The sequence below is a fragment of the Streptomyces shinuiensis genome, assembly GCF_043660855.1.
GTDB lineage: Bacteria > Actinomycetota > Actinomycetes > Streptomycetales > Streptomycetaceae > Streptomyces.
Genome location: NZ_JBIHML010000001.1, coordinates 5,061,329 through 5,083,718 on the forward strand (window position 1 = coordinate 5,061,329; position 22,390 = coordinate 5,083,718).

Below are 22,390 nucleotides of genomic sequence, written 5' to 3' on the forward strand. Positions count from 1 at the left end.
CGTCCCGGAGGGCATGACCACCCCCGAATACCAGGCCGCCTGCCAGCGGTCGTGTGAAGGAAACCTTCCGCCGTGGATATTGGACTTCTCCTCCCCTTCATCATCCTCATCGGGGCCATGCTCCTGATGACGCGCTCGGCCAAGAAGAAGCAGCAGCAGGCCATGCATATGCGCGACCGGATGGAGCCAGGCACCGGCATCCGTACGATCGGTGGCATGTACGCGTTGGTGAAGGAGGTCCACTCCGACACGGTTCTCCTGGAGGTCGCGCCGGGCGTACACGCGGTCTACGCCAAGAACGCCATCGGCGCGGTGCTGGAGGCCGACGAGTACGAGCGCATCGTCAACGGCGAACCGGACCACGACACGGACACCCCCGTCGTCCCGGACGACGCCTCCTCGCTGGTCTCGGACGGCGGCGCGGGCAAGACCGACCTGAGCAAGACGGACTCCTCCGCCGACGATGCGGAGACCGGGGACGCCAAGGGGAAGGGCGACACCGACTCCAGGTGAGTCGCCCCGCCGCCGGCCCCGACGGGCCCGGCGGTGCCGCACGTCCTTACGACCACTTCGCGCGCCGCGCGGCGACCATTCGAGCGCGGGCGGTTGGACAGGGAGATACGAGAAGGTGGCAGCACCGAAGAAAGGTCGCAGATCACCGGGCACCCAGGGACGGTCGTGGCGCTCCCTGGCGCTCATCCTGGTGGCCATGGTGGCGCTCACCGGAGGCATGTTCCTCTCCGGGCACACCACGCCCCGCCTGGGCATCGACCTCGCCGGCGGCACGAGTATCACGCTCACGGCCAAGGCCCAGCCGGGCAAGGAGGAGGCGATCAACGAGACCAACATGAACACCGCCGTCTCCATCATCGAGCGGCGGGTCAACGGTCTGGGCGTCGCCGAGGCCGAGGTGCGGACGCAGGGTGCCGAGAACATCGTCGTCAACATCCCGCGGGGCACCGACGAGAAGCAGGCCCGCGAGCAGGTCGGCACCACCGCCCAGCTCGCGTTCCGCCCGGTCCTCACCGTCGCGTCCGGAGCCCCGGCCCAGCCGGAGCCCTCGGCAAGCCCGTCCGGCGCCGCCGGTGAGAAGGACGAGAAGCCACAGGACGCCGAGGAGGCGACGGACGGCGAGAAGTCGGGCGACTCCTCCGCGACCCCCTCGCCCGGGGCATCCACCCAGGGCCGCGCCGTCACCGAGGACCTGCTGGCCGACGGCTCCGAGTCGCCCACCCCCTCGGCCTCCGCGTCCGGGGACGAGAAGGCCGAGGAGCCCGCCGACCCCGAGCCCTCGCAGCCGGCCCCGGTACCGGACGCCGGCGTACCGGCCGACCTGCAGAAGAAGCTCGACGCGCTGAAGTGCGCCACCGACGAGGGCCGGTCCAAGGCGAGCCGGGCCGCCGCCCAGGCGGAGAGCTCCGACTCCGTCGTCTCATGTGACGAGAGCGGGTTCTACAAGTACGCGCTCGGCCCCGTCGCCGTCCCCGGCACCGACGTCACCGACGCCGCCGCCCTCTTCGACGACCAGCGCGCCCAGGGCTGGATCGTCACCATGGAGTTCGACTCCGACGGCGCCGAGAAGTTCGCCGACATCACCGAGGAGCTCTCCACCCAGGCCGAGCCGCGCAACCAGTTCGCGATCGTGCTGGACGGCGAGGTCGTCTCCGCCCCCCGCGTCTCCGAGCGGCTCGGCGGCGGCAGCGCCGAGATCTCCGGCAGCTTCAACCAGCAGTCCGCCGAGGAACTGGCCAACATCCTCTCCTACGGCGCCCTGCCGCTCTCCTTCGAGGAGAGCAACGTGACCACCATCTCGCCCACGCTCGGCTCCGAGCAGCTCAAGGCGGGTCTGATCGCCGGGGCCATCGGCCTGGTGCTGGTCGTCGCGTACCTGCTCTTCTACTACCGGGTGCTGGCGCTGGTGGCGATCTCCAGCCTGGTGGCCGCGGCCGCCCTCACCTACGTGATCATGACTCTGCTCGGCCCGGCCATCGGCTTCGCGCTGAGCCTGCCGGCCATCTGCGGCGCCATCGTGGCCATCGGCATCACCACGGACTCCTTCATCGTCTACTTCGAGAGGATCCGCGACGAGATCCGCGAGGGCCGCTCCATCCGGGCCGCCTTCGAGCGGGCCTGGCCGAGCGCCCGGCGGACCATCCTGGTCTCCGACGTGGTCTCGATCATCGCCGCGATCGTGCTGTTCATCGTCTCGATCGGATCGGTCCAGGGCTTCGCCTTCGTGCTCGGCCTGACGACCGCGCTGGACCTGGCCATCGTCTTCCTGCTCACCAAGCCGATGATGACGATCATGGCCGGCCGCAGGTTCTTCACCAGCGGCCATCCGTGGTCCGGACTCGACCCGAAGCGGCTCGGGGTCACCCCGCCGCTGTACCGGGGCCGCCGCGCCGCGGTCGCCGCCCCCGCCGAACCGAAGGAGGCCTGAGATGTCAAGATTCGGTGATCTCGGCGGCAAGCTGTACCGCGGAGAGGCCAGCTACGACTTCGTCGGCAGGCGGAAGCTCTGGTACGGCGTCACGCTGATGCTGATGCTGATCTCTCTGGTGGGCCTGGGGGCCCGCGGCCTGTACATGGGCATCGAGTTCCAGGGCGGTGCCGTCTTCACCACCCCGCCCACCCAGATGTCGATCGAGGACGCGCGCGAGACCACCCAGGAGGTCTCCGGGACCGAGCCCCGCATCCAGGAGCTGGGCAGTGGCGCGCTGCGCATCCAGGTCACCGGGCTGGACAACGAGCAGTCGGAGAAGACCCGCGCGGCCCTCGCCGACGAGCTCGGCCTCAAGCCACAGGAACTGGACGCCGAACTGGTGGGCCCGAGCTGGGGCGACCAGATGAGCAGCAAGGCGATCCAGGGCCTGGTCGTCTTCCTGATCCTGGTCAGCGTCTACCTGGCCATCGCCTTCGAGTGGCGGATGGCGGTGGGCGCCATGGGCGCCCTGGTCCACGACCTGGTCGTCACCATCGGCGTCTACGCCATCGTCGGCTTCGAGGTGACCCCGGGCACGGTGGTCGGCGTCCTGACGATTCTCAGCTACTCGCTGTACGACACGGTGGTGGTCTTCGACAAGGTCAAGGAGAAGACCCGCGGCCTGCTCAAGCAGAACCGCCACACCTACGGCGAGCTGGCCAACCTCGGCGTCAACGCCACCGTGATCCGCTCCGTCAACACCTCGGTGGTCGCCCTGCTGCCGGTGGCCGGACTGCTGTTCATCGGCACCGGCCTGCTCGGCGGCGGCATGCTCAAGGACATCTCGCTGTCGCTGTTCATCGGCCTTGCCGCCGGTACGTTCTCCTCCATCTTCATCGCCACCCCGATCGTGGTGGACCTCAAGCTCCGCTCGCCGGAGATCAAGGCCCACGACCGGCGGACGCTGGCCAAGCGGGCCAAGGGCGGCGACGGAACCGAGGACGCCGAGGAGGCGGGCGAGAACGCGACCTCCGGTACGCGGCGGGCCGCGGAGCCGACCGCCGCGGCGGCCGGGTCCGTCGGCGGGCCCCGCTCGCCGGAGTCCGGCAGCCGCGGGCGCCCCTCCGGACGGCGGCGATGACCCGATGATCTCCGTCACGGCCGACTTCGAGAGACTGCGCGGCCTGCTGCTCAGCAGGATCCGCGACGTGCCCGACTACCCCAAGCCGGGAGTGCTGTTCAAGGACATCACCCCGCTCCTGGCCGATCCCGAGGCATTCAACGCCCTCACCGACGCGCTGGCCGGCCTCGCCCGGGAGCGCGGCGCCACCAAGGTGGTCGGCCTTGAGGCGCGCGGCTTCATCCTGGCCGCCCCGGCGGCGGTGCGGGCGGGTGTCGGCTTCATCCCCGTGCGCAAGGCGGGCAAGTTGCCCGGCGCCACCCTGTCGCAGGCGTACGAGCTGGAGTACGGCAGCGCCGAGATCGAGATCCACGCCGAGGACCTCACCGCCGAGGACCGGGTGCTGGTGATCGACGACGTGCTGGCCACCGGCGGCACCGCCGAGGCGTCGCTGCGCCTGATCCGCCGCTCCGGGGCGCAGGTCGCCGGGGTCGCGGTCCTGATGGAGCTGGGCTTCCTGCCCGGCCGGACCAGACTGGAGGCCGCTCTGGAAGGCGCTCCGCTGGACGTCGTGATCACCGTCTGAGAGCAGCCGGTGCCACCGCGGCACCGGCCTCGCGCGGGGGATGGCCCGGAGCACTCCGGGCCATCCCCCGCGTCGCGTCCGGCCCTCCGTCTGTGACACCCTCGAAGACGCCTGACACCCGACACCGCCCCGCACCGGCGCCCGGCTCGTTCCGGGGCCGGGGTGGATACCATGGCAGTCCGGCCTGTTCCCGGCCGGAACCGCCCTCCGCACGCCGGGACCGGCGAGGAGGGGCCCACCGAGGAGTTGCCCTTGCCAGACGAGGCCAAGCCGCTCACCACAGCGCAGCAGCAGGACACCGGCAGGCCGGCGAAGCCCTCCACGGCAGGCGCCACCGCGGCCGGGAAGCGCGGCGGCACCCCCAAACCGTCGCCGTCCACCGCCCCGCCCGCGGGCGGGAAGCGCGACGACGCGGCCTCCCGGGACAAGGTCTCGGCCACCCGCGCGGTCTCGGGCGTCTCCGGGCGCTCGGGCTCCTCCAACCGCGTCCGCGCCCGCCTGGCCCGCCTGGGCGTCCAGCGCTCCAGCCCCTACAACCCCGTGCTGGAACCGCTGCTGCGGATCGTCCGGAGCAACGACCCCAAGGCCGACACCGCCACGCTGCGGCAGATCGAGCGCGCCTACCAGGTCGCCGAGCGGTGGCACCGAGGGCAGAAGCGCAAGAGCGGCGACCCGTACATCACCCACCCGCTGGCCGTCACCACCATCCTCGCCGAGCTGGGCATGGACCCGGCCACCCTGATGGCGGGCCTGCTGCACGACACGGTGGAGGACACCGAGTACGGCCTGGACACCCTGCGCCGCGACTTCGGCGACCAGGTGGCCCTGCTGGTGGACGGCGTCACCAAGCTGGACAAGGTCAAGTTCGGCGAGGCGGCCCAGGCCGAGACGGTCCGCAAGATGGTCGTCGCCATGGCCAAGGACCCGCGGGTGCTGGTCATCAAGCTCGCCGACCGCCTGCACAACATGCGCACCATGCGTTACCTCAAGCGGGAGAAGCAGGAGCAGAAGGCCCGCGAGACGCTGGAGATCTACGCTCCGCTCGCCCACCGCCTGGGCATGAACACCATCAAGTGGGAGCTGGAGGACCTCGCCTTCGCGATCCTCTACCCCAAGATGTACGACGAGATCGTCCGCCTGGTCGCCGAGCGCGCCCCCAAGCGCGACGAGTACCTGGCGACCGTCATCGACGAGGTCCAGACCGACCTGCGCGGCGCCCGCATCAAGGCGACCGTCACCGGCCGCCCCAAGCACTACTACAGCGTCTACCAGAAGATGATCGTGCGGGGCCGTGACTTCGCCGAGATCTACGACCTGGTGGGCATCCGTGTCCTGGTCGACACCGTCCGCGACTGCTACGCGGCGCTGGGGACCGTCCACGCCCGGTGGAACCCGGTGCCGGGGCGGTTCAAGGACTACATCGCGATGCCCAAGTTCAACATGTACCAGTCGCTGCACACGACGGTCATCGGGCCCGGCGGCAAGCCGGTCGAGCTGCAGATCCGCACCTACGACATGCACCGCCGCGCCGAGTACGGCATCGCCGCGCACTGGAAGTACAAGCAGGAGGCCGTCGCCGGCGCCTCCAAGGTCCGCACCGACGCGCCCGCGAAGAAGGGCGACGCCGTCAACGACATGGCGTGGCTTCGGCAGCTGCTGGACTGGCAGAAGGAGACCGAGGACCCGGGCGAGTTCCTGGAGTCGCTGCGCTTCGACCTCTCGCGCAACGAGGTCTTCGTCTTCACGCCCAAGGGCGACGTCATAGCGCTGCCGGCGGGCGCCACCCCCGTGGACTTCGCCTACGCCGTCCACACCGAGGTCGGCCACCGCACCATCGGCGCCCGCGTCAACGGGCGCCTGGTGCCGCTGGAGTCCACCCTGGACAACGGCGACCTGGTGGAGGTCTTCACCTCCAAGTCGCCCGGCGCCGCCCCCTCCCGCGACTGGCTGAGCTTCGTCAAGTCCCCGCGCGCCCGCAACAAGATCCGCGCCTGGTTCTCCAAGGAGCGCCGCGAGGAGGCCATCGAGCAGGGCAAGGACGCCATCGTGCGGGCCATGCGCAAGCAGAACCTGCCGATCCAGCGAATCCTCACCGGCGACTCCCTGGTCACGCAGGCGCACGAGATGCGCTACCCCGACATCTCGGCGCTCTACGCCGCCATCGGTGAGGGCCACGTCTCCGCGCAGAACGTCGTCCAGAAGCTGATCCAGGCCATCGGCGGCGAGGAGGCCGCCAACGAGGACATCGCCGAGACCGCCCCGCCCCTGCGCCGCCGCACCAAGCGGCGCTCCAGCGCGGACCCGGGCGTGATCGTCAAGGGCGTGGAGGACGTCTGGGTCAAGCTGGCCCGCTGCTGCACCCCCGTGCCCGGCGACCCGATCCTCGGGTTCGTCACCCGCGGCAACGGCGTCTCCGTCCACCGTGCCGACTGCGTCAACGTCGACTCGCTCTCGCGCGAGCCGGAGCGGATGCTGGAGGTCGAGTGGGCACCGACCCAGTCCTCGGTCTTCCTGGTCGCCATCCAGGTCGAGGCGCTGGACCGCTCCCGGCTGCTGTCGGACGTCACCCGCGTGCTGTCCGACCAGCACGTCAACATCCTCTCCGCGGCCGTCCAGACATCCCGGGACCGGGTGGCCATCTCCCGCTTCACCTTCGAGATGGGCGACCCCAAGCACCTGGGGCACGTGCTGAAGGCGGTACGCGGGGTGGAGGGCGTCTACGACGTCTACCGCGTCACATCGGCCCGCCGGTCGTAGCCCGGCGCGCACACGGGGGCGGCCCCGGCGCCTTCACTTTCGAAGGCGCCGGGGCCGCCCCCGTGCGTGTTCCGCTTCCTCAGCCGCTGAACTCCCGCAGTCCCTTGAGGGCCTGGTCCAGCAGGGCCTGCCGGCCCTCGAGCTCCCGCTCCAGCTTCTGGGCCTTGGCGGTGTTCCCGGCCGCGCGGGCCTTGTCGATCTGCGCGCGGAGCTTGTCCACGGCGTCCTGGAGCTGGCCGGTCAGCCCCTCCGCCCGCGCCCTGGCCTCGGGGTTGGTACGGCGCCACTCGGCCTCCTCGGCCTCCTGGATCGCCCGCTCCACCGCGTGTATCCGGCCCTCGATCCCGGCCCGGGCGTCCCGGGGCACGTGGCCGACGGCGTCCCAGCGCTCGTTGATCGCGCGGAAGGCCGCGCGGGCCGCCTTCAGGTCGGTGACCGGGAGCAGCTTCTCCGCCTCGGAGGCCAGCTCCTCCTTGCGGGCCAGGTTCTCCCGCTGCTCGGCGTCCCGCTCGGCGAAGACCTCGCCGCGGGCGGCGAAGAAGACGTCCTGGGCGCCGCGGAAGCGCTGCCACAGCTTGTCCTCGTGCTCGCGCTGGGCCCGGCCCGCGGCCTTCCAGTCCTGCATCAGCTCGCGGTAGCGGGCGGCCGTCGGTCCCCAGTCCGTCGAGCCGGACAGGGCCTCGGCCTCGGCGACCAGCTTCTCCTTGCGCCGCCGGGCCTCCTCGCGCTGCGCGTCCAGCGACGCGAAGTGGGCCTTGCGGCGCTTGGAGAAGGCCGAGCGGGCGTGCGAGAAGCGGTGCCACAGCTCGTCGTCGGACTTGCGGTCCAGCCGGGGCAGGCCCTTCCAGGTGTCCACCAGGGCGCGCAGCCGCTCCCCGGCGGCCCGCCACTGGTCGCTGGCGGCGAGCTCCTCGGCCTCGGCGACCAGCGCCTCCTTGGCCTTGCGCGCCTCCTCGGCCTGCCGGGCCCGGGCCGCCCTGCGCTCCTCCCGGCGGGTCTCGATCAGCTCGGTGAGCTGGTCCAGCCGCCTGCCCAGAGCCTCCAGATCGCCCACCGCGTGCGCCTCTTCGACCTGCTGACGCAGGTGCCCGACGGCGGTCAGGGCGTCCTTGGCCGACAGGTCGGTGGTCTTCACCCGGCGCTCAAGGAGGTCGATCTCCACGACCAGGCCGTCGTACTTGCGCTCGAAGTAGGCCAGGGCCTCCTCGGGGGCTCCGGCCTGCCACGAACCGACGGCCTTCTCGCCGTCGGCGGTACGCACGTAAACGGTCCCCGTCTCATCGACGCGGCCCCACGGGTCGCTGCTCACAGCGCCTCCTCCACATGATGCCGACGGGAGGCGTGCGCTCCCCGGCATCGTCCACAGTTGTCATACGGCCGGCGGCCGGATGCGACCGGCCCGGCCGGAGGGTTTGCCCGACCATCGGCGCAGGCACCCTGTACAACGCCCAACATAGGCGACCGGTGCCCGCCCTGTCCGCATCCCGGGCGACCGAAATCCGGGTGCGCGGCCGCCCGGAGCGGCCGCCGGGCACGGGCGCGGCACCGGCCGCCGGGATCACTTCTTCCGCACCGTCGCGCTGTCGATCACCACGGTCGCGTTCGGCTTGGTGTTGCCCGTCTGCGGGTCCGGCGTCATACCGGCGTCGGCGATCTTCTTCAGCACGTCCATGCCCTCGGTGACGGTGCCGAAGGGGGTGTAGTCCGGTGGGAGCGGGCTGTCCTCGTAGACCAGGAAGAACTGGCTGCCGCCGCTGTCCCGCCCCTCCTTGGTCTGGGCGTTGTACCGGTTGGCCATGGCGACCGTGCCCGCCGGATAGGTGCCCTTCTCCACCTTCGGGTCGTCGAGGTTCTCGTCCGGGATCGAGTAGCCGGGCTGCTGGACCTTGCCGTCCTTCGACATGCCGGTGCCGGTGCCGGTCGGGTCGCCGCACTGCAGCACGTGGATGCCCTGGTCGACCAGGCGGTGGCACGGGGAGTGGTCGAGATAGCCCTCGCCGGTCAGGAACTCGAAGGAGTTCACCGTGCGCGGCGTCTTGGCGGCGTCCATCTCGATCTCGATGTCGCCGCAGGTGGTCTCCAGCTTCATCGTGTAGGTGGCCGAGGTGTCGATCGACATCTTCGGCTCCTTCTTCCAGTGCTTCTCGCTCGGCTCGCCCTTCGCCGGCTTCTCGCACGGGTCCGGGGCCTTGCTGGTGGGCGGGGCGGAGGGCTCGGCGGAGGCGTTGTCGGTCTTCTCGTCGTCCGCCGCCAGGCCGCCCGCGGCCGCGTAGGCGCCGCCGGCCGCCAGGACCAGGGCCAGGCCGCCCGCGATGGAGGCGTTGCGGATCCGCCCCTTGCGCCGTGCCTCGGCCCGCCTCTGCTGCTGACGCAGGTACTTCTCGCGGGCGAGCTGCTTGCGCCGCTGCTCACTGCTGACCACGGATCGTCTCCTTCGAATCCTTGGGGGCGTCTGTACGAGGCGTGCGTACGCACACGTGTGCCACAGCTTGGGCCGTACGGTATACGGGATACGGGTTCGCGGGCTCCGTCCCGTCGCCGGTAGGCTCTGTAACCGCTGCCGGTGGCCGGTGCGACGGCCGCGGCATCCCCTGCCGGACGACCGAAGGACGATCGTGCTCATTGCCGGGTTTCCCGCCGGGGCCTGGGGGACCAACTGCTATCTGGTCGCCCCCGCCGCAGGCGAGGAGTGCGTGATCATCGACCCGGGCCACCAGGCCGCCGAAGGCGTCGGGGAGGCCATGGCCAGGCACCGCCTCAAGCCGGTCGCGGTCGTCCTCACCCACGGCCACATCGACCACGTGGCCTCCGTGGTCCCGGTGTGCGGCGCGCACGACGTGCCCGCCTGGATCCACCCGGAGGACCGGGAGATGATGAGCGATCCCGAGAAGTGGCTGGGCCGCTCCATCGGGCAGCCGCTGATGGGTGAGCTCTCCGTTGGGGAGCCGGACGACGTGCAGGAGCTGGCCGACGGGGCCGTGCTGTCCCTGGCCGGACTGGATCTGACCGTCTCGCACGCGCCGGGCCATACCAGGGGGTCGGTGACCTTCCGGACGCCCGGGCAGGCCGACGTCCCGCCGGTGCTGTTCTCGGGCGACCTGCTGTTCGCCGGCTCCATCGGACGCACCGACCTGCCCGGCGGCGACCACGCCGAGATCCTGCGGTCGCTGGCACGCGTGTGCCTGCCCCTGGACGACTCGACCGTGGTGCTGTCCGGCCACGGCCCCCAGACCACCATCGGCCGCGAACGCGCCACCAACCCGTTCCTGCGGGAGGTGGCCGCAGGCGGCCCGTTCGGAACGGAAGGCGGCACCGCCGCCCCGCGACGAGGAATGTGACGACGAAGAAGACGTGAGCACCTTCTCCGCCCCCAGGGGCACCTACGACCTGATCCCCCCGGAGTCGGCCGACTACCTGGCGGTGCGCGAGGCGATCGCCGCGCCGCTGCGGCGAGCCGGCTACGGCTACATCGAGACGCCCGGCTTCGAGAACGTCGAGCTGTTCGCCCGCGGTGTCGGCGAGTCCACCGACATCGTGACCAAGGAGATGTACACCCTCACCACCAAGGGCGGCAGCCGTCTGGCGCTGCGCCCCGAGGGCACCGCGCCGGTCGTCCGCGCCGTACTGGAGCACAACCTGCACCGCGGCGCGCTGCCGGTGAAGGTCTGGTACTCCGGCTCGCAGTACCGCTACGAGCGCCCCCAGGCCGGCCGCTACCGGCACTTCTCCCAGGTCGGCGCCGAGGCCCTGGGCGCCGAGGACCCGGCCCTGGACGCCGAGCTGATCATCCTGGCCGTGGACGCGTACCGTTCGCTGGGGCTGCGGAACTTCCGGCTGCTGCTGAACTCCCTGGGCGACCGCGAGTGCCGCCCGGTCTACCGCGCGGCCCTCCAGGACTTCCTGCGCGGACTCGACCTGGACGAGGACACCCGCGCCCGCGTCGAGATCAACCCGCTGCGCGTGCTGGACGACAAGCGCGAGGCCGTCCAGAAGCAGCTCGCCGGCGCGCCGATGATGCCCGACCACCTGTGTGAGGCGTGCAAGGAGTACCACGAGCAGGTGCGCGGGCTGCTGACGGCGGCCGGGGTGGAGTTCGAGGACGACCAGAAGCTGGTGCGCGGCCTGGACTACTACACCCGCACCACCTTCGAGTTCGTCCACGACGGGCTCGGCTCGCAGTCCGCCGTCGGCGGCGGCGGCCGCTACGACGGTCTGTCGGAGATGCTCGGCGGCCCGCCGCTGCCCTCGGTGGGCTGGGCGCTGGGCGTGGACCGCACGGTCCTGGCCCTGCGGGCCGAGGGCGTGGAGCCCCCGGCGCCCTCGCGTACCCAGGTCTTCGCCGTACCGCTGGGGGAGGAGGCGCGGCGCGCGCTGTTCGGCGTGGTCACCGAACTGCGCAGGCAGGGGATCGCGACGGACTTCGCGTACGGCGGCCGCGGTCTGAAGAACGGCATGAAGTCGGCCAACCGCTCGGGGGCGGCGTACGCCGTCGTGGCCGGGGAGCGGGATCTGGCCGAGGGGGCCGTCCAGGTCAAGGACCTCGACAGCGGCGAGCAGGTCCCGGTGCCGCTGGACGGTGTGGTGGCGGAACTGCGACGGAAGCTCGCCTGACTCGTTGTGCGTTGTGCACAATGAAGAACCCACCTGAGACGACAGGATGACTCGACCATGACGACGACCACGGCACCCCGGGACGAAGCGGCCCGCACCGGCGACGACGGCGACGGGCCGCCCGCGCGGGGCGCCGTGGGCGCGGGCCGCGCCTACGCCCTGCTGCTGGTGATCACCGGCCTGGCCGGGGTGCTCGCCGCCTGGGTGATCACGGTCGACAAGTTCAGGCTGCTGGAGGCCAGGCTCGCCGGGGACACGCTGGACATGGCGTGCGACCTGAACCCGGTCGTCTCCTGCGGCAGCGTTATGGAGAGCGCGCAGGCCGAGGTCTTCGGCTTCCCCAACCCGGTGCTCGGCCTGGTCACCTACGGCATGATCGTCGCCGTCGGCATGGGCCTGCTGGCCGGGGCGCGCTTCCCCCGCTGGTACTGGCTGACCATGAACGCCGGCATGCTCTTCGGCGTCGGCTTCTGCACCTGGCTGATGTACCAGTCGCTGTACAACATCGGCGCGCTGTGCCTGTGGTGCAACCTGGCCTGGGTCGCCACGCTGCTGATGTTCTGGTACACGACCTTCCGCAACATCCACAACGGCTTCCTGCCCGCCCCGGCCTGGCTGCGCGAGGGAGTGCGGGAGTTCCACTGGGTGATCCCGGCGGTCCACATCGGCATCATCGGCATGCTGATCCTGACCCGCTGGTGGAATTTCTGGACGAGCTGAACCGCGAACGGCCGAGGGGCCGCTCCGCGCCGGCACCGGCGCGGAGCGGCCCCTCGGCCCCTCGGCCCCTCGGCCCCTCGGCCCCTCGGCCCCTCGGCCCCTCGGCCCCTCGGCCCCTCGGCCCCTCGGCCGTTCGGTCCGGGTGCGCGGGCGCTGCCGGTACGGCTGTCGGCGGCGTGACCTAGGGTTGCGTTCCGTGGAACCGGATCTGTTCACCGCCGCCGCCGAGGAGCGCCAGGAGAAGGACCCGTCCGCCTCTCCCCTGGCGGTCCGGATGCGCCCGCGCACCCTCGACGAGGTCGTCGGCCAGCAGCACCTGCTGCGCCCGGGCTCCCCGCTGCGCCGCCTGGTCGGTGAGGGCGGGAAGGGGCCCGCGGGGCCGTCGTCGGTGATCCTGTGGGGGCCGCCGGGCACCGGCAAGACGACTCTGGCCTACGTGGTCAGCAAGGCCACCGACAAGCGCTTCACGGAGCTGTCGGCCATCACCGCCGGGGTCAAGGAGGTCCGGGCCGTCATCGACGGCGCGCGGCGCTCGTCGGGCGCCTACGGCAAGGACACCGTGCTGTTCCTGGACGAGATCCACCGCTTCAGCAAGGCGCAGCAGGACTCGCTGCTGCCGGCCGTGGAGAACCGCTGGGTCACCCTCATCGCGGCGACGACGGAGAACCCGTACTTCTCGGTGATCTCCCCGCTGCTGTCCCGCTCGCTGCTGCTCACCCTGGAGCCGCTGACAGACGGGGACCTGCGCGGGCTGCTGCGCCGCGCGGTCGCCGACGAGCGCGGGCTGGGCGGGGCGGTGGCGCTGGTGGAGGACGCCGAGGCGCATCTGCTGCGGATGGCCGGCGGCGACGCGCGCCGGGCACTCACCGCGCTGGAGGCGGGTGCGGGCGCGGCCCTGGACAAGGGCGAGCGGGAGATCACCCTGGCGACGCTGGAGGAGGCCGTCGACCGGGCGGCGGTGAAGTACGACCGCGACGGCGACCAGCACTACGACGTGGCCAGCGCGCTCATCAAGTCCATCCGCGGCTCGGACGTGGACGCGGCCCTGCACTACCTGGCCCGGATGATCGAGGCGGGGGAGGACCCGCGGTTCATCGCCCGGCGGCTGATGATCTCCGCCAGTGAGGACATCGGCCTGGCCGACCCCACGGCCCTGCAGACCGCCGTGGCCGCGGCCCAGGCGGTGGCGATGATCGGCTTCCCCGAGGCGCGGATCACGCTCGCCCAGGCGACCGTCGCCCTGGCCCTCGCCCCGAAGTCCAACGCCGCCTACCTGGCGGTCGACGCGGCCCTGGCGGACGTACGGGCGGGCCTGGCCGGTCCCGTGCCGCGGCATCTGCGCGACGGTCACTACCAGGGCGCACGGAAGACGGGCCACGGCGAGGGGTACCGGTACCCGCACGACATGCCCGGCGGCATCGCCGCGCAGCAGTACGCCCCGGACGGCGTCCACGGCAGGCGCTACTACGAGCCGACGCGGTACGGGGCGGAGGCCCGGTACGCCGAGGTGGCGGAGCGGGTGCGGGCCCGGCTGCGGGAGGAGGGGGCGCCGCCGGACCAGCCCTGAGAGTCCGCCGGCGCCGTGGTGCCCGGCCCGGTCAGGGAGCGGAGCCCGCCTCGAGCAGCGCCCGGATCGCGTGGCGCAGCCCGGGGACGTCCCGCACCGGCCGGGGGAAGTCGAAGAGGGCGTCGAGGCTCCGCCCGTCCGCGCGGAACCGTACCCGCAGCCCGAAGCGGTCCACAGCCACGGGCACCACCGCCTCCAGGGCGCCGCGGGTCCGCCCCCGCTCGCCCAGCAGCGAGCACAGCCCGCGCAGCAGGTCGTCGTGGGCGGCGGCGAGGTGCTGCAGGAGTTCGGCCTCGTGGCGTGCCAGGGGGTCGGGTGACGCGGCGGCGAACTCGTCCGGCTCGACGTGCCCCTCGCCCCGCAGGTCGCCGATCCACCCCTCGCCGACCTCCAGCCGCAGCGGTGTCCACACGGGGCCCGGGAAGGGCCCCGAGGGGTGCCGCTCGGCCATCAGCCGGGCGCAGGCCGCCCGCTCGCAGCCGGACACGGGGGTGAGCCAGCCCGCCACCCTGGCCCGGCCGCGGACGCGGTGGGGCACCGCGACGGGGGCCACATCGGTGATCTCCATCACGGCGGCCGGATCGCCGTCCCGGGCGTGGGCCGCGGCCCGGGCGGCCGGGGAGCCGGCCGGGACCAGCAGGAGCACGTCCCCCTCGGGGGTGACGGCGCGGGCCTCGCAGCCGCCCTGGCCCGGCCATTCCGGATCGCCCAGGTCCGCACCGGGAATGACCAGGGCGGCCGAGGCGTTCGACTCGACGAGGGTACGCATCCGCTCGGCGGCTCCCGGCCGCCGTATGCCAGGCTCAGCCTCGGGACGCGGCTGACCCCTCCCCGCGCTCTCCGCCCCGGCGGCGCCGCCGGGGCGGCCGCCGTGTGCGGAACCGGTGCCGGGCAGGGGGCTCCCAGGTCGAAACACGCGTTCTCCTTCGCTAAGGTTAGGCTCGCCTAAATTACATGGAGGTCCGTTCAACGTGAACCAGTCGCGTCCCAAGGTCAAGAAGTCGCGTGCGCTCGGCATCGCGCTGACCCCGAAGGCCGTGAAGTACTTCGAGCAGCGCCCGTACCCGCCGGGCGAGCACGGCCGGGGCCGCAAGCAGAACAGCGACTACAAGGTCCGCCTGCTGGAGAAGCAGCGGCTGCGCGCCCAGTACGACATCAGCGAGCGTCAGATGGCCCGCGCCTACGACCGCGCCCGCAAGACAGAGGGCAAGACGGGCGAGGCCCTGGTCGTCGAGCTGGAGCGCCGCCTGGACGCGCTCGTCCTGCGCTCGGGGATCGCCCGCACCGTCTACCAGGCCCGCCAGATGGTCGTGCACGGCCACATCGAGGTCAACGGCCGCAAGGTCGACAAGCCCTCCTTCCGCGTCCGCCCGGACGACGTGGTGTCCGTCCGCGAGCGCAGCCGCGCCAAGCACCCCTTCCTGGTGGCGCGCGAGGGCGGCTACGCGCCCGACGGTGAGACCCCGCGCTACCTCCAGGTCAACCTCCAGGCGCTGGCCTTCCGCCTGGACCGCGACCCGAACCGCAAGGAGATCCCGGTCGTCTGCGACGAGCAGCTCGTCGTCGAGTACTACGCCCGCTGACCCGGCGCCGCGCCCGTACCGCCCGCCCCGGGCGGCGCGGACGCCCCGGACCTCCCGGTCCCCGGCCCTCCTGACGCACCGCGCGGCAGGAGGGCCGCGGTGTACCCCGCGCCGGCGCGGGGACGCGGGCGGGGGCGTCCCCGCCCGCCGGGCCGCAAGGAATGCGGTACGGGCGACGGCCCGCGGCGCGATAAGGTCGGTATCCGCCGTCGCACCCGTGAGACCGGTGGGCAGGTACCCCCACGAACCGCAGGACGCGGCGGCCGACCCCATACGACCCGAGGGAAGCGGTGCAGCGTGTCCGGTGGAGAGGTGGCCGGCCTCCTGGTGGCCGTCTTCTGGGCGATCCTGGTGTCGTTCCTCGCCGTGGTGCTGGTGAGGCTCGCGCAGACGCTCAAGGCGGCGACCAGGCTGGTGACGGGCGTGACGGAGCAGGCGGTCCCCCTCCTCACCGAGGCGTCCGAGACCGTCCGCTCGGCGCAGAGCCAGCTCAGCCGGGTGGACGCCATCGCCTCGGACGTCCAGGAGGTCACCGCCAACGCCTCGGCGCTCTCCTCCACCGTCTCCACGGCCTTCGGCGGCCCGCTGGTGAAGGTCGCCGCTTTCGGCTACGGAGTGCGCCGCGCCCTCGGCCGCAGGAGCGACCCGCCGCGGTCGAAGCGTTCCGTCGTCGTGGGCCGGTCCGTGCCGGCCGCGCGCCGGGGGACCGGCCGGCGCCGCGACGGAAAGGACTGATCCCACCGTGTTCCGCCGTGCCTTCTGGTTCGGTGCCGGCGCCGCCACCGGCGTCTGGGCCACCACCAAGGTCAACCGCAAGCTGCGCAGCCTCGCGCCCGACAGCCTCGCCGTACGAGCGGCGGACCAGGCCGTGGCGGCCGGGCACCGGCTGAAGGACTTCGCGCTCGACGTCCGCGCCGGAATGGCACAGCGGGAGATCGAGTTGAACGACGCACTGGGACTGACGGCCCCCGCCGACCCCGGGGCCGCCGGCCAGGCAGAAGAACGCCGGGGGGTCGCCGGGCGGGCCCCGCACCGCCCCGCCCTCGGAGCCATCCGACCGTACGACCGGAATGAGGACCACTGATGGAGTCGGCTGAAATCCGCCGCCGCTGGCTGCGCTTCTTCGAGGAGCGGGGGCACACCGTCGTGCCGTCGGCGTCGCTGATCGCGGACGACCCGACGCTGCTGCTGGTCCCCGCGGGCATGGTGCCCTTCAAGCCGTACTTCCTGGGCGAGGCCACCCCGCCGTACAAGCGCGCCGTCAGTGTGCAGAAGTGCGTGCGCACCCCGGACATCGAGGAGGTCGGCAGGACCACCCGGCACGGCACCTTCTTCCAGATGTGCGGCAACTTCTCCTTCGGCGACTACTTCAAGGAGGGCGCCGCCAAGCTCGCCTGGGAGCTGCTCACCACGCCTCAGGACAGGGGCGGCTACGGTCTGGACCCGGAGAAGCTGTGGATCACCGTCTACGAGGAGGACGACGAGGCCGAGCGCATCTGGCGCGAGACCGTCGGCGTCCCCGCGGAGCGGATCCAGCGCCTGGGCAAGAAGGACAACTTCTGGTCCATGGGGGTCCCCGGCCCCTGCGGCCCCTGCTCGGAGATCAACTACGACCGCGGTCCGGAGTTCGGAGCCGAGGGCGGCCCGGCCGTCAACGACGAGCGCTACGTGGAGATCTGGAACCTGGTCTTCATGCAGTACGAGCGCGGTGAGGGCGAGGGCAAGGAGGACTTCCCCATCCTCGGCGAGCTGCCCAGCAAGAACATCGACACCGGCCTCGGTCTGGAGCGCCTGGCGATGATCCTGCAGGGCGTGCGCAACATGTACGAGACCGACACCCTGCGGGCGGTCATCGACAAGGCCGGCGAGCTGACCGGCGTGCGCTACGGCGCCGCCGAGGACTCCGACGTCTCCCTGCGCGTGGTCGCCGACCACCTGCGCACCTCCGTCATGCTCATCGGCGACGGCGTCACCCCCGGCAACGAGGGCCGCGGCTACGTGCTGCGCCGCATCATGCGCCGCGCCATCCGCAACATGCGCATCCTGGGAGCCGACGAGCCGGTCGTCGGCGAGCTGGCCGACGTCGTGATCGGCACGATGGGGCAGCAGTACCCCGAGCTGATCACCGACCGGCAGCGCATCGAGACCGTCGCGCTCGCCGAGGAGGCCGCCTTCCTCAAGACCCTCAGGGCCGGCACCAACATCCTGGACACCGCCGTCACCGAGACCAAGGCCGCCGGCGGGGCCGTCCTGCCCGGCGAGAGGGCCTTCCTGCTCCACGACACCTGGGGCTTCCCCATCGACCTCACCCTGGAGATGGCCGCCGAGCAGGGCCTGTCCGTGGACGAGGACGGCTTCCGCCGCCTGATGAAGGAGCAGCGGGAGCGCGCCAAGGCCGACGCCAGGGCCAAGAAGACCGGCCACGCCGACCTCAGCTCCTACCGCGAGGTCGCCGACACCGCCGGAACCACCGTCTTCACCGGCTACACCGACACCGAGGGCGAGACTTCCGTCGTCGGTCTGCTGGTCAACGGCCTGCCCTCGCCGGCCGCCTCCGAGGGCGACGACGTGGAGGTCGTGCTCGACCGCACCCCGTTCTACGCCGAGGGCGGCGGGCAGCAGCCCGACACCGGCCGCATCCGCCTGGACTCCGGCGCGGTCATCGAGGTCCGCGACGTCCAGCAGCCGGTGCCCGGCGTCACCGTGCACAAGGGCACCGTCCAGGTCGGCGAGGTCACCGTCGGGGCCTCGGCGTACGCCGCCATCGACATCACACGCCGCCGGGCCATCGCCCGCGCCCACAGCGCCACCCACCTCACCCACCAGGCGCTGCGCGACGCGCTCGGCCCGACGGCCGCTCAGGCCGGCTCCGAGAACGCCCCGGGCCGCTTCCGCTTCGACTTCGGCTCGCCGACCGCCGTTCCCGGCACCGTCCTCACCGACGTCGAGCAGAGGATCAACGAGGTCCTCGCCCGTGAACTCGACGTCATGGCCGAGGTGATGAGCATGGAGGAGGCGAAGAAGCAGGGTGCCATCGCCGAGTTCGGCGAGAAGTACGGCGACCGGGTGCGGGTGGTGACCATCGGCGACTTCTCCAAGGAGCTGTGCGGCGGCACCCACGTGCACAACACCGCCCAGCTCGGCCTGGTGAAGCTGCTGGGCGAGTCCTCCATCGGTTCCGGAGTGCGCCGCGTGGAGGCCCTGGTCGGCGTGGACGCCTACAACTTCCTCGCCCGCGAGCACACGGTCGTCTCCCGGCTCACCGACCTGCTCAAGGGCCGTCCCGAGGAGCTGCCGGAGAAGATCTCCGGGATGCTCGCCAAGCTCAAGGACGCCGAGAAGGAGATCGAGCGCTTCCGCGCCGAGAAGGTCCTGGCCGCCGCCGCGGGCCTGGCCTCCTCCGCCCGCGACGTCGACGGGACCGCGTTCGTCGGCGCCCGGGTCCCCGACGGCACGACCGCCGACGACCTGCGCAAGCTCGTCCTCGACGTGCGCGGCCGCCTCCAGGGCGGACGCCCGGCCGTGGTGGCCCTGTTCTCGGTGGCGAACGGCCGTCCGCTGACCGTCATCGCCACCAACGACGCCGCCCGCGACCGCGGTCTGAAGGCCGGCGACCTCGTCCGCGCCGCCGCCAGGGCCCTCGGCGGCGGAGGCGGCGGCAAGCCGGACGTCGCACAGGGCGGCGGCCAGAACCCTCAGGCGGTCGACGAGGCCGTCGCCGCCGTCGAGCGCCTGGTGGCGGCCGCCTGATGCGGCGCGGCAGGCGGCTGGCCGTCGACGTCGGGGACGCCCGGATCGGGGTCGCCTCCTGCGACCCCGACGGGCTCCTGGCCACACCGGTGGAGACCGTGCCGGGGCGCGACGTCCCGGCCGCCCGTCGCCGGCTGGCCGAACTCGTCGCGGAGTACGAACCGCTGGAGGTCGTGGTCGGGCTCCCCCGCTCCCTCAACGGGGGCGAGGGCCCGGCCGCGGCCCGGGTGCGGGCCTTCGCCCGGGGGCTGGCCGAGGCCGTCGCCCCGGTGGCGGTACGCCTGGTGGACGAGCGGATGAGCACGGTCACCGCGGCCCAGGGCATGCGCGCCTCGGGCGTCTCGTCGAAGAAGGGGCGCAGCCGGATCGACCAGGCCGCGGCCGTGGTCATCCTGCAGAGCGCCCTGGAGACCGAGCGGGTGTCCGGCCAGGCCCCGGGGGAGTGCGTCGAGGCAGCCGCCCGATAGCGGTACGGTAACGTTCCGCTTCGGACGGCGCCGTTCGAACACCGAGCCGTACGCCGGAGACGGCAGTTCGGACAGCGGCGTCCGCGAGTACCGCAACCGGCTGCCGTCCGACGGCTCTAGGGGATCGATGACTGAGTATGGCCGGGGCACCGGCTCCGAACCGTGGCACCCCGACGACCCGCTCTACGGGGGCCAGGGGTGGAACGGCGGAGCCCACCACGGACCCCAGCAGGGGACCCAGCACGGCGACTGGGACACCTACGGCGGACAGCAGCAGTACCAGCAGCATCAGGGCCACCAGCAGCCCGGCTACGGGCAGCAGGACTGGGACACCCAGGGCGGCGGACAGCAGTACGGGCACCAGCAGCAGTACGGCGATCCGTACGGCCAGCAGCACCAGCAGCACCAGCAGCACCAGCAGCACGGTGATCCCCACGGGCAGGACCAGGGCGACCCTTACGGGCACCAGCAGCAGTACGGCGATCCGTACGGCCAGCAGCACCAGCAGCACCAGCAGCACGGTGATCCCTACGGGCAGCACCAGGGGCAGCCGCAGGGCGATCCGTACGGCGGCGGGCAGTACGCGGACCACGCCGGTCACCCCGGGGCCCAGGACGCCCACTCGCGGTATTCCGGACAGCACGGACACCCCGAAGACCCAGAACAGCACGGGCAGCACGAGGAGTACGGACAGCCGCCCCCGCGGTCCCGGCAGGGGCGGCGCCGCGACGAGCCGGACCCCGGCCCCGGGCCCGACGAGGAGACCGGCTGGGACCCGGGCCCGGACCAGGGCGAGCACGCCTTCTTCTCGGACGACGGCGGCGACGAGTACGAGGACGAGGGCGGCGACCGGTCCGGACGCAGGGGCAGGGGCAAGGGCAAAAGGAAGGGCCGCAACGGCGTCGCCTGTCTGACCGTCGTCCTCGTCCTGGTCGGCGGCGTCGGCACGGCCGGCTACTTCGCCTACGACTTCTACCAGAGCCACTTCGCCGCCGCGCCCGACTTCTCCGGCAAGGGCGAGGGCGACACCCAGGTGGAGATCCCCGAGGGCAGCAGCCTGGCGCAGATGGGCGCCATCCTGGAGAAGGCCGGCGTGGTCAAGAGCCAGCAGGGATTCATCGAGGCGTCGAACGCCAACGCCAAGGCCAAGAGCATCCAGCCGGGCGTCTACATGCTCCGCGAGGAGATGTCCTCGGCGGCGGCCATCGAGATGATGCTCGACCCCTCCAGCCAGAACGCCCTGATCATCGCCGAGGGCAAGCGGGCCTCGGAGATCTACGTCCTGATCGACGAGAAGCTCGGCCTGGCCGAGGGCACCACCGAGAAGGCCGCCGAGAAGGCCGATCTGGGCCTGCCCGAATGGGCGGATGGCGAACCCGAGGGCCTCCTCTTCCCGGCCAAGTACACCGTGGGCGACAAGACCAAGCCCGAGGACCTGCTCAGGAAGATGGTGGAGCGGGCCGACCGGGAGTTCGAGAAGGCGGGTCTGGAAGGCCATGTGGAGCGGCTCGGCCTGGAGACGCCGCTCCAGGTGCTCACCGTCGCCAGCCTGGTGCAGGCGGAGGGCAAGTACAAACACGACTTCGTGAAGGTCTCCCGCGTGGTCTACAACCGGCTGAAGCCGGACAACACGGAGACCAACGGCTACCTGCAGTTCGACTCCACCTACAACTTCGCCAAGAACCAGTACACGCTGGACGTCCCCTCGCCCAGCACCATGGCCAAGTTCGACCACCCCTACAACACCTACGCCAAGAAGGGCCTGCCGCCCGGCCCGATCAACAGCCCGGGCGCCGAGGCACTGCACGCGGCGGTGGAGCCGGCCGAGGGAGACTGGTACTACTTCGTGTCGATCACGGAGGACAACACGGTGTTCTCCGACACCTACGAGGAACACCGGAAGAACGTGGCGGAGTACGAGAAGGCGGCCCAGCAGTGAGCGCGGGCACCGGAACCGGAAGACGGGCGGCGGTCCTGGGATCGCCCATCGCCCACTCCCTCTCCCCGGTGCTCCACCGGGCCGCCTACCGGGAGATGGGCCTGACCGGCTGGTCGTACGACCGCTTCGAGGTGGACGAGGAAGGCATCGCGCCGTTTTTGGAGAAGCTCGCCACGAGCGGCGAGGAGTGGGCCGGGCTGTCGCTGACCATGCCGCTCAAGCGGGCCGTCATCCCCCTGCTGGACGGGATCGGCGACACCGCGGCCTCGGTCGGGGCCGTCAACACCGTGGTCTTCACCGCGGACGGCCGCCGCCTCGGTGAGAACACCGACATCCCCGGCATGGTCGCCGCGCTGCGCGAACGCGGCGTGGAGAGCGTCGCGCACGCCGCGGTACTGGGCGCCGGGGCCACGGCCTCCTCCGCGCTCGCGGCGCTCGCCCGGATCTGCACCGGGGAGGTCACCGCGTACGTCCGCAGCCGGGAGCGGGCCGAGGAGATGCGCGGCTGGGGCGAGCGGCTGGGCGTGGCGGTGGCGACCGCCGACTGGGCGGACGCGCCGCGGGCGCTGTCCGCGCCCCTGGTGATCGCAACCACGCCCGCGGGCACCACCGATGCCCTGGCGGCGGCCGTGCCCGAGCGGCCCGGCGCCCTCTTCGACGTCCTCTACGAGCCCTGGCCGACCCCGCTGGCCGCGGCCTGGGCCGGGCGCGGCGGCCGGGTCCTGGGCGGCCTGGACCTCCTGGTGCACCAGGCGGTCCTCCAGGTCGAGATGATGACCGGCCGGTCCCCGGCCCCGCTGACCGCGATGCGCGCGGCGGGCGAGGCCGCCCTGGCGGCGCGTACGGCCTGAGACAGCGGCCCGGCGGC

General features: G+C 72.2%; 18 protein-coding genes and 1 pseudogene. 16 read left to right on the plus strand and 3 right to left on the minus strand.

Annotation, left to right across the window (positions count from 1 at the left end):
* Window positions 1-72: 72 nt before the first annotated feature.
* The 5 genes and pseudogenes from yajC to ACGRHY_RS22995 all read left to right on the plus strand — a co-directional run.
* Window positions 73-513, plus strand: a complete 441-nt coding sequence (yajC, locus tag ACGRHY_RS22975; protein WP_394637197.1) for a preprotein translocase subunit YajC — start codon at window positions 73-75, stop codon at window positions 511-513.
* A 115-nt stretch (window positions 514-628) separates the two neighbouring features.
* The gene (gene secD, locus ACGRHY_RS22980) at window positions 629-2,440 is read left to right on the plus strand and encodes a protein translocase subunit SecD (protein WP_394637198.1); all 1,812 of its coding nucleotides are present in this window, start codon (window positions 629-631) and stop codon (window positions 2,438-2,440) included.
* 1 nt (window position 2,441) lies between these two features.
* Entirely contained in the window at window positions 2,442-3,563 is a 1,122-nt protein-coding gene (gene secF / locus ACGRHY_RS22985; protein ID WP_394637199.1) for a protein translocase subunit SecF, read from the plus strand.
* A gap of 4 nt (window positions 3,564-3,567) precedes the next feature.
* Window positions 3,568-4,128, plus strand: a complete 561-nt coding sequence (locus tag ACGRHY_RS22990) for an adenine phosphoribosyltransferase (protein WP_394637200.1) — start codon at window positions 3,568-3,570, stop codon at window positions 4,126-4,128.
* Window positions 4,129-4,587: 459 nt separating this feature from the next.
* Window positions 4,588-6,885: pseudogene (locus tag ACGRHY_RS22995) on the plus strand (RelA/SpoT family protein); the annotation flags it as partial.
* 79 nt (window positions 6,886-6,964) lie between these two features.
* On the opposite strand, the gene ACGRHY_RS23000 reads toward ACGRHY_RS22995, so the two are convergent.
* Both ACGRHY_RS23000 and ACGRHY_RS23005 read right to left on the minus strand, forming a co-directional pair.
* Window positions 6,965-8,194, minus strand: coding sequence for a DUF349 domain-containing protein (locus tag ACGRHY_RS23000; RefSeq protein ID WP_394637201.1), 1,230 nt, complete (start codon window positions 8,192-8,194; stop codon window positions 6,965-6,967).
* Between the two features lie 249 nt (window positions 8,195-8,443).
* Window positions 8,444-9,307 carry a peptidylprolyl isomerase gene (locus ACGRHY_RS23005; protein ID WP_394637202.1) on the minus strand — a complete coding sequence of 288 codons (864 nt, stop codon included), beginning with the start codon at window positions 9,305-9,307 and terminating at the stop codon, window positions 8,444-8,446.
* 193 nt (window positions 9,308-9,500) lie between these two features.
* On the opposite strand from ACGRHY_RS23005, the gene ACGRHY_RS23010 reads away from it, so the two are divergent.
* From ACGRHY_RS23010 to ACGRHY_RS23025, 4 genes are all read left to right on the plus strand, one after another.
* Window positions 9,501-10,223 carry an MBL fold metallo-hydrolase gene (locus ACGRHY_RS23010; protein WP_394637203.1) on the plus strand — a complete coding sequence of 241 codons (723 nt, stop codon included), beginning with the start codon at window positions 9,501-9,503 and terminating at the stop codon, window positions 10,221-10,223.
* A 13-nt stretch (window positions 10,224-10,236) separates the two neighbouring features.
* Window positions 10,237-11,496 (plus strand): histidine--tRNA ligase, encoded by a 1,260-nt coding sequence (gene hisS / locus ACGRHY_RS23015; protein ID WP_394637204.1) that lies wholly within the window; start codon window positions 10,237-10,239, stop codon window positions 11,494-11,496.
* Between the two features lie 57 nt (window positions 11,497-11,553).
* Entirely contained in the window at window positions 11,554-12,216 is a 663-nt protein-coding gene (locus ACGRHY_RS23020) for a vitamin K epoxide reductase family protein (RefSeq protein ID WP_394637205.1), read from the plus strand.
* Between the two features lie 196 nt (window positions 12,217-12,412).
* Window positions 12,413-13,783 (plus strand): replication-associated recombination protein A, encoded by a 1,371-nt coding sequence (locus tag ACGRHY_RS23025; protein ID WP_394637206.1) that lies wholly within the window; start codon window positions 12,413-12,415, stop codon window positions 13,781-13,783.
* A gap of 31 nt (window positions 13,784-13,814) precedes the next feature.
* On the opposite strand, the gene ACGRHY_RS23030 is transcribed toward ACGRHY_RS23025, so the two are convergent.
* Window positions 13,815-14,552: a DUF2470 domain-containing protein gene (locus ACGRHY_RS23030; protein ID WP_394637207.1), complete on the minus strand. Its 738-nt coding sequence runs from the start codon at window positions 14,550-14,552 to the stop codon at window positions 13,815-13,817.
* A 202-nt stretch (window positions 14,553-14,754) separates the two neighbouring features.
* On the opposite strand from ACGRHY_RS23030, the gene rpsD reads away from it, so the two are divergent.
* From rpsD to ACGRHY_RS23065, 7 genes are all read left to right on the plus strand, one after another.
* A complete protein-coding gene (gene rpsD / locus ACGRHY_RS23035; protein ID WP_394637208.1) occupies window positions 14,755-15,366 on the plus strand; it encodes a 30S ribosomal protein S4 in 612 nt (203 codons plus the stop codon).
* A gap of 297 nt (window positions 15,367-15,663) precedes the next feature.
* Window positions 15,664-16,101, plus strand: coding sequence for a DUF948 domain-containing protein (locus ACGRHY_RS23040; protein ID WP_394637209.1), 438 nt, complete (start codon window positions 15,664-15,666; stop codon window positions 16,099-16,101).
* Between the two features lie 7 nt (window positions 16,102-16,108).
* A complete protein-coding gene (locus tag ACGRHY_RS23045) occupies window positions 16,109-16,450 on the plus strand; it encodes a DUF6167 family protein (protein WP_394637210.1) in 342 nt (113 codons plus the stop codon).
* Window positions 16,450-19,116 carry an alanine--tRNA ligase gene (gene alaS, locus ACGRHY_RS23050; protein ID WP_394637211.1) on the plus strand — a complete coding sequence of 889 codons (2,667 nt, stop codon included), beginning with the start codon at window positions 16,450-16,452 and terminating at the stop codon, window positions 19,114-19,116. The genes ACGRHY_RS23045 and alaS overlap by 1 nt, the downstream gene beginning before the upstream one ends.
* On the plus strand, window positions 19,116-19,583 hold the full coding sequence (gene ruvX, locus ACGRHY_RS23055; protein ID WP_394637212.1) for a Holliday junction resolvase RuvX: 468 nt from the start codon (window positions 19,116-19,118) through the stop codon (window positions 19,581-19,583). Before alaS ends, ruvX begins: the two co-directional genes overlap by 1 nt.
* Window positions 19,584-19,710: 127 nt before the next feature.
* Complete coding sequence (gene mltG / locus ACGRHY_RS23060; RefSeq protein ID WP_394637213.1) at window positions 19,711-21,522, plus strand: endolytic transglycosylase MltG; 1,812 nt, start codon at window positions 19,711-19,713, stop codon at window positions 21,520-21,522.
* Window positions 21,519-22,373, plus strand: coding sequence for a shikimate dehydrogenase (locus ACGRHY_RS23065; protein ID WP_394637214.1), 855 nt, complete (start codon window positions 21,519-21,521; stop codon window positions 22,371-22,373). The genes mltG and ACGRHY_RS23065 overlap by 4 nt, the downstream gene beginning before the upstream one ends.
* Window positions 22,374-22,390 lie beyond the last annotated feature (17 nt).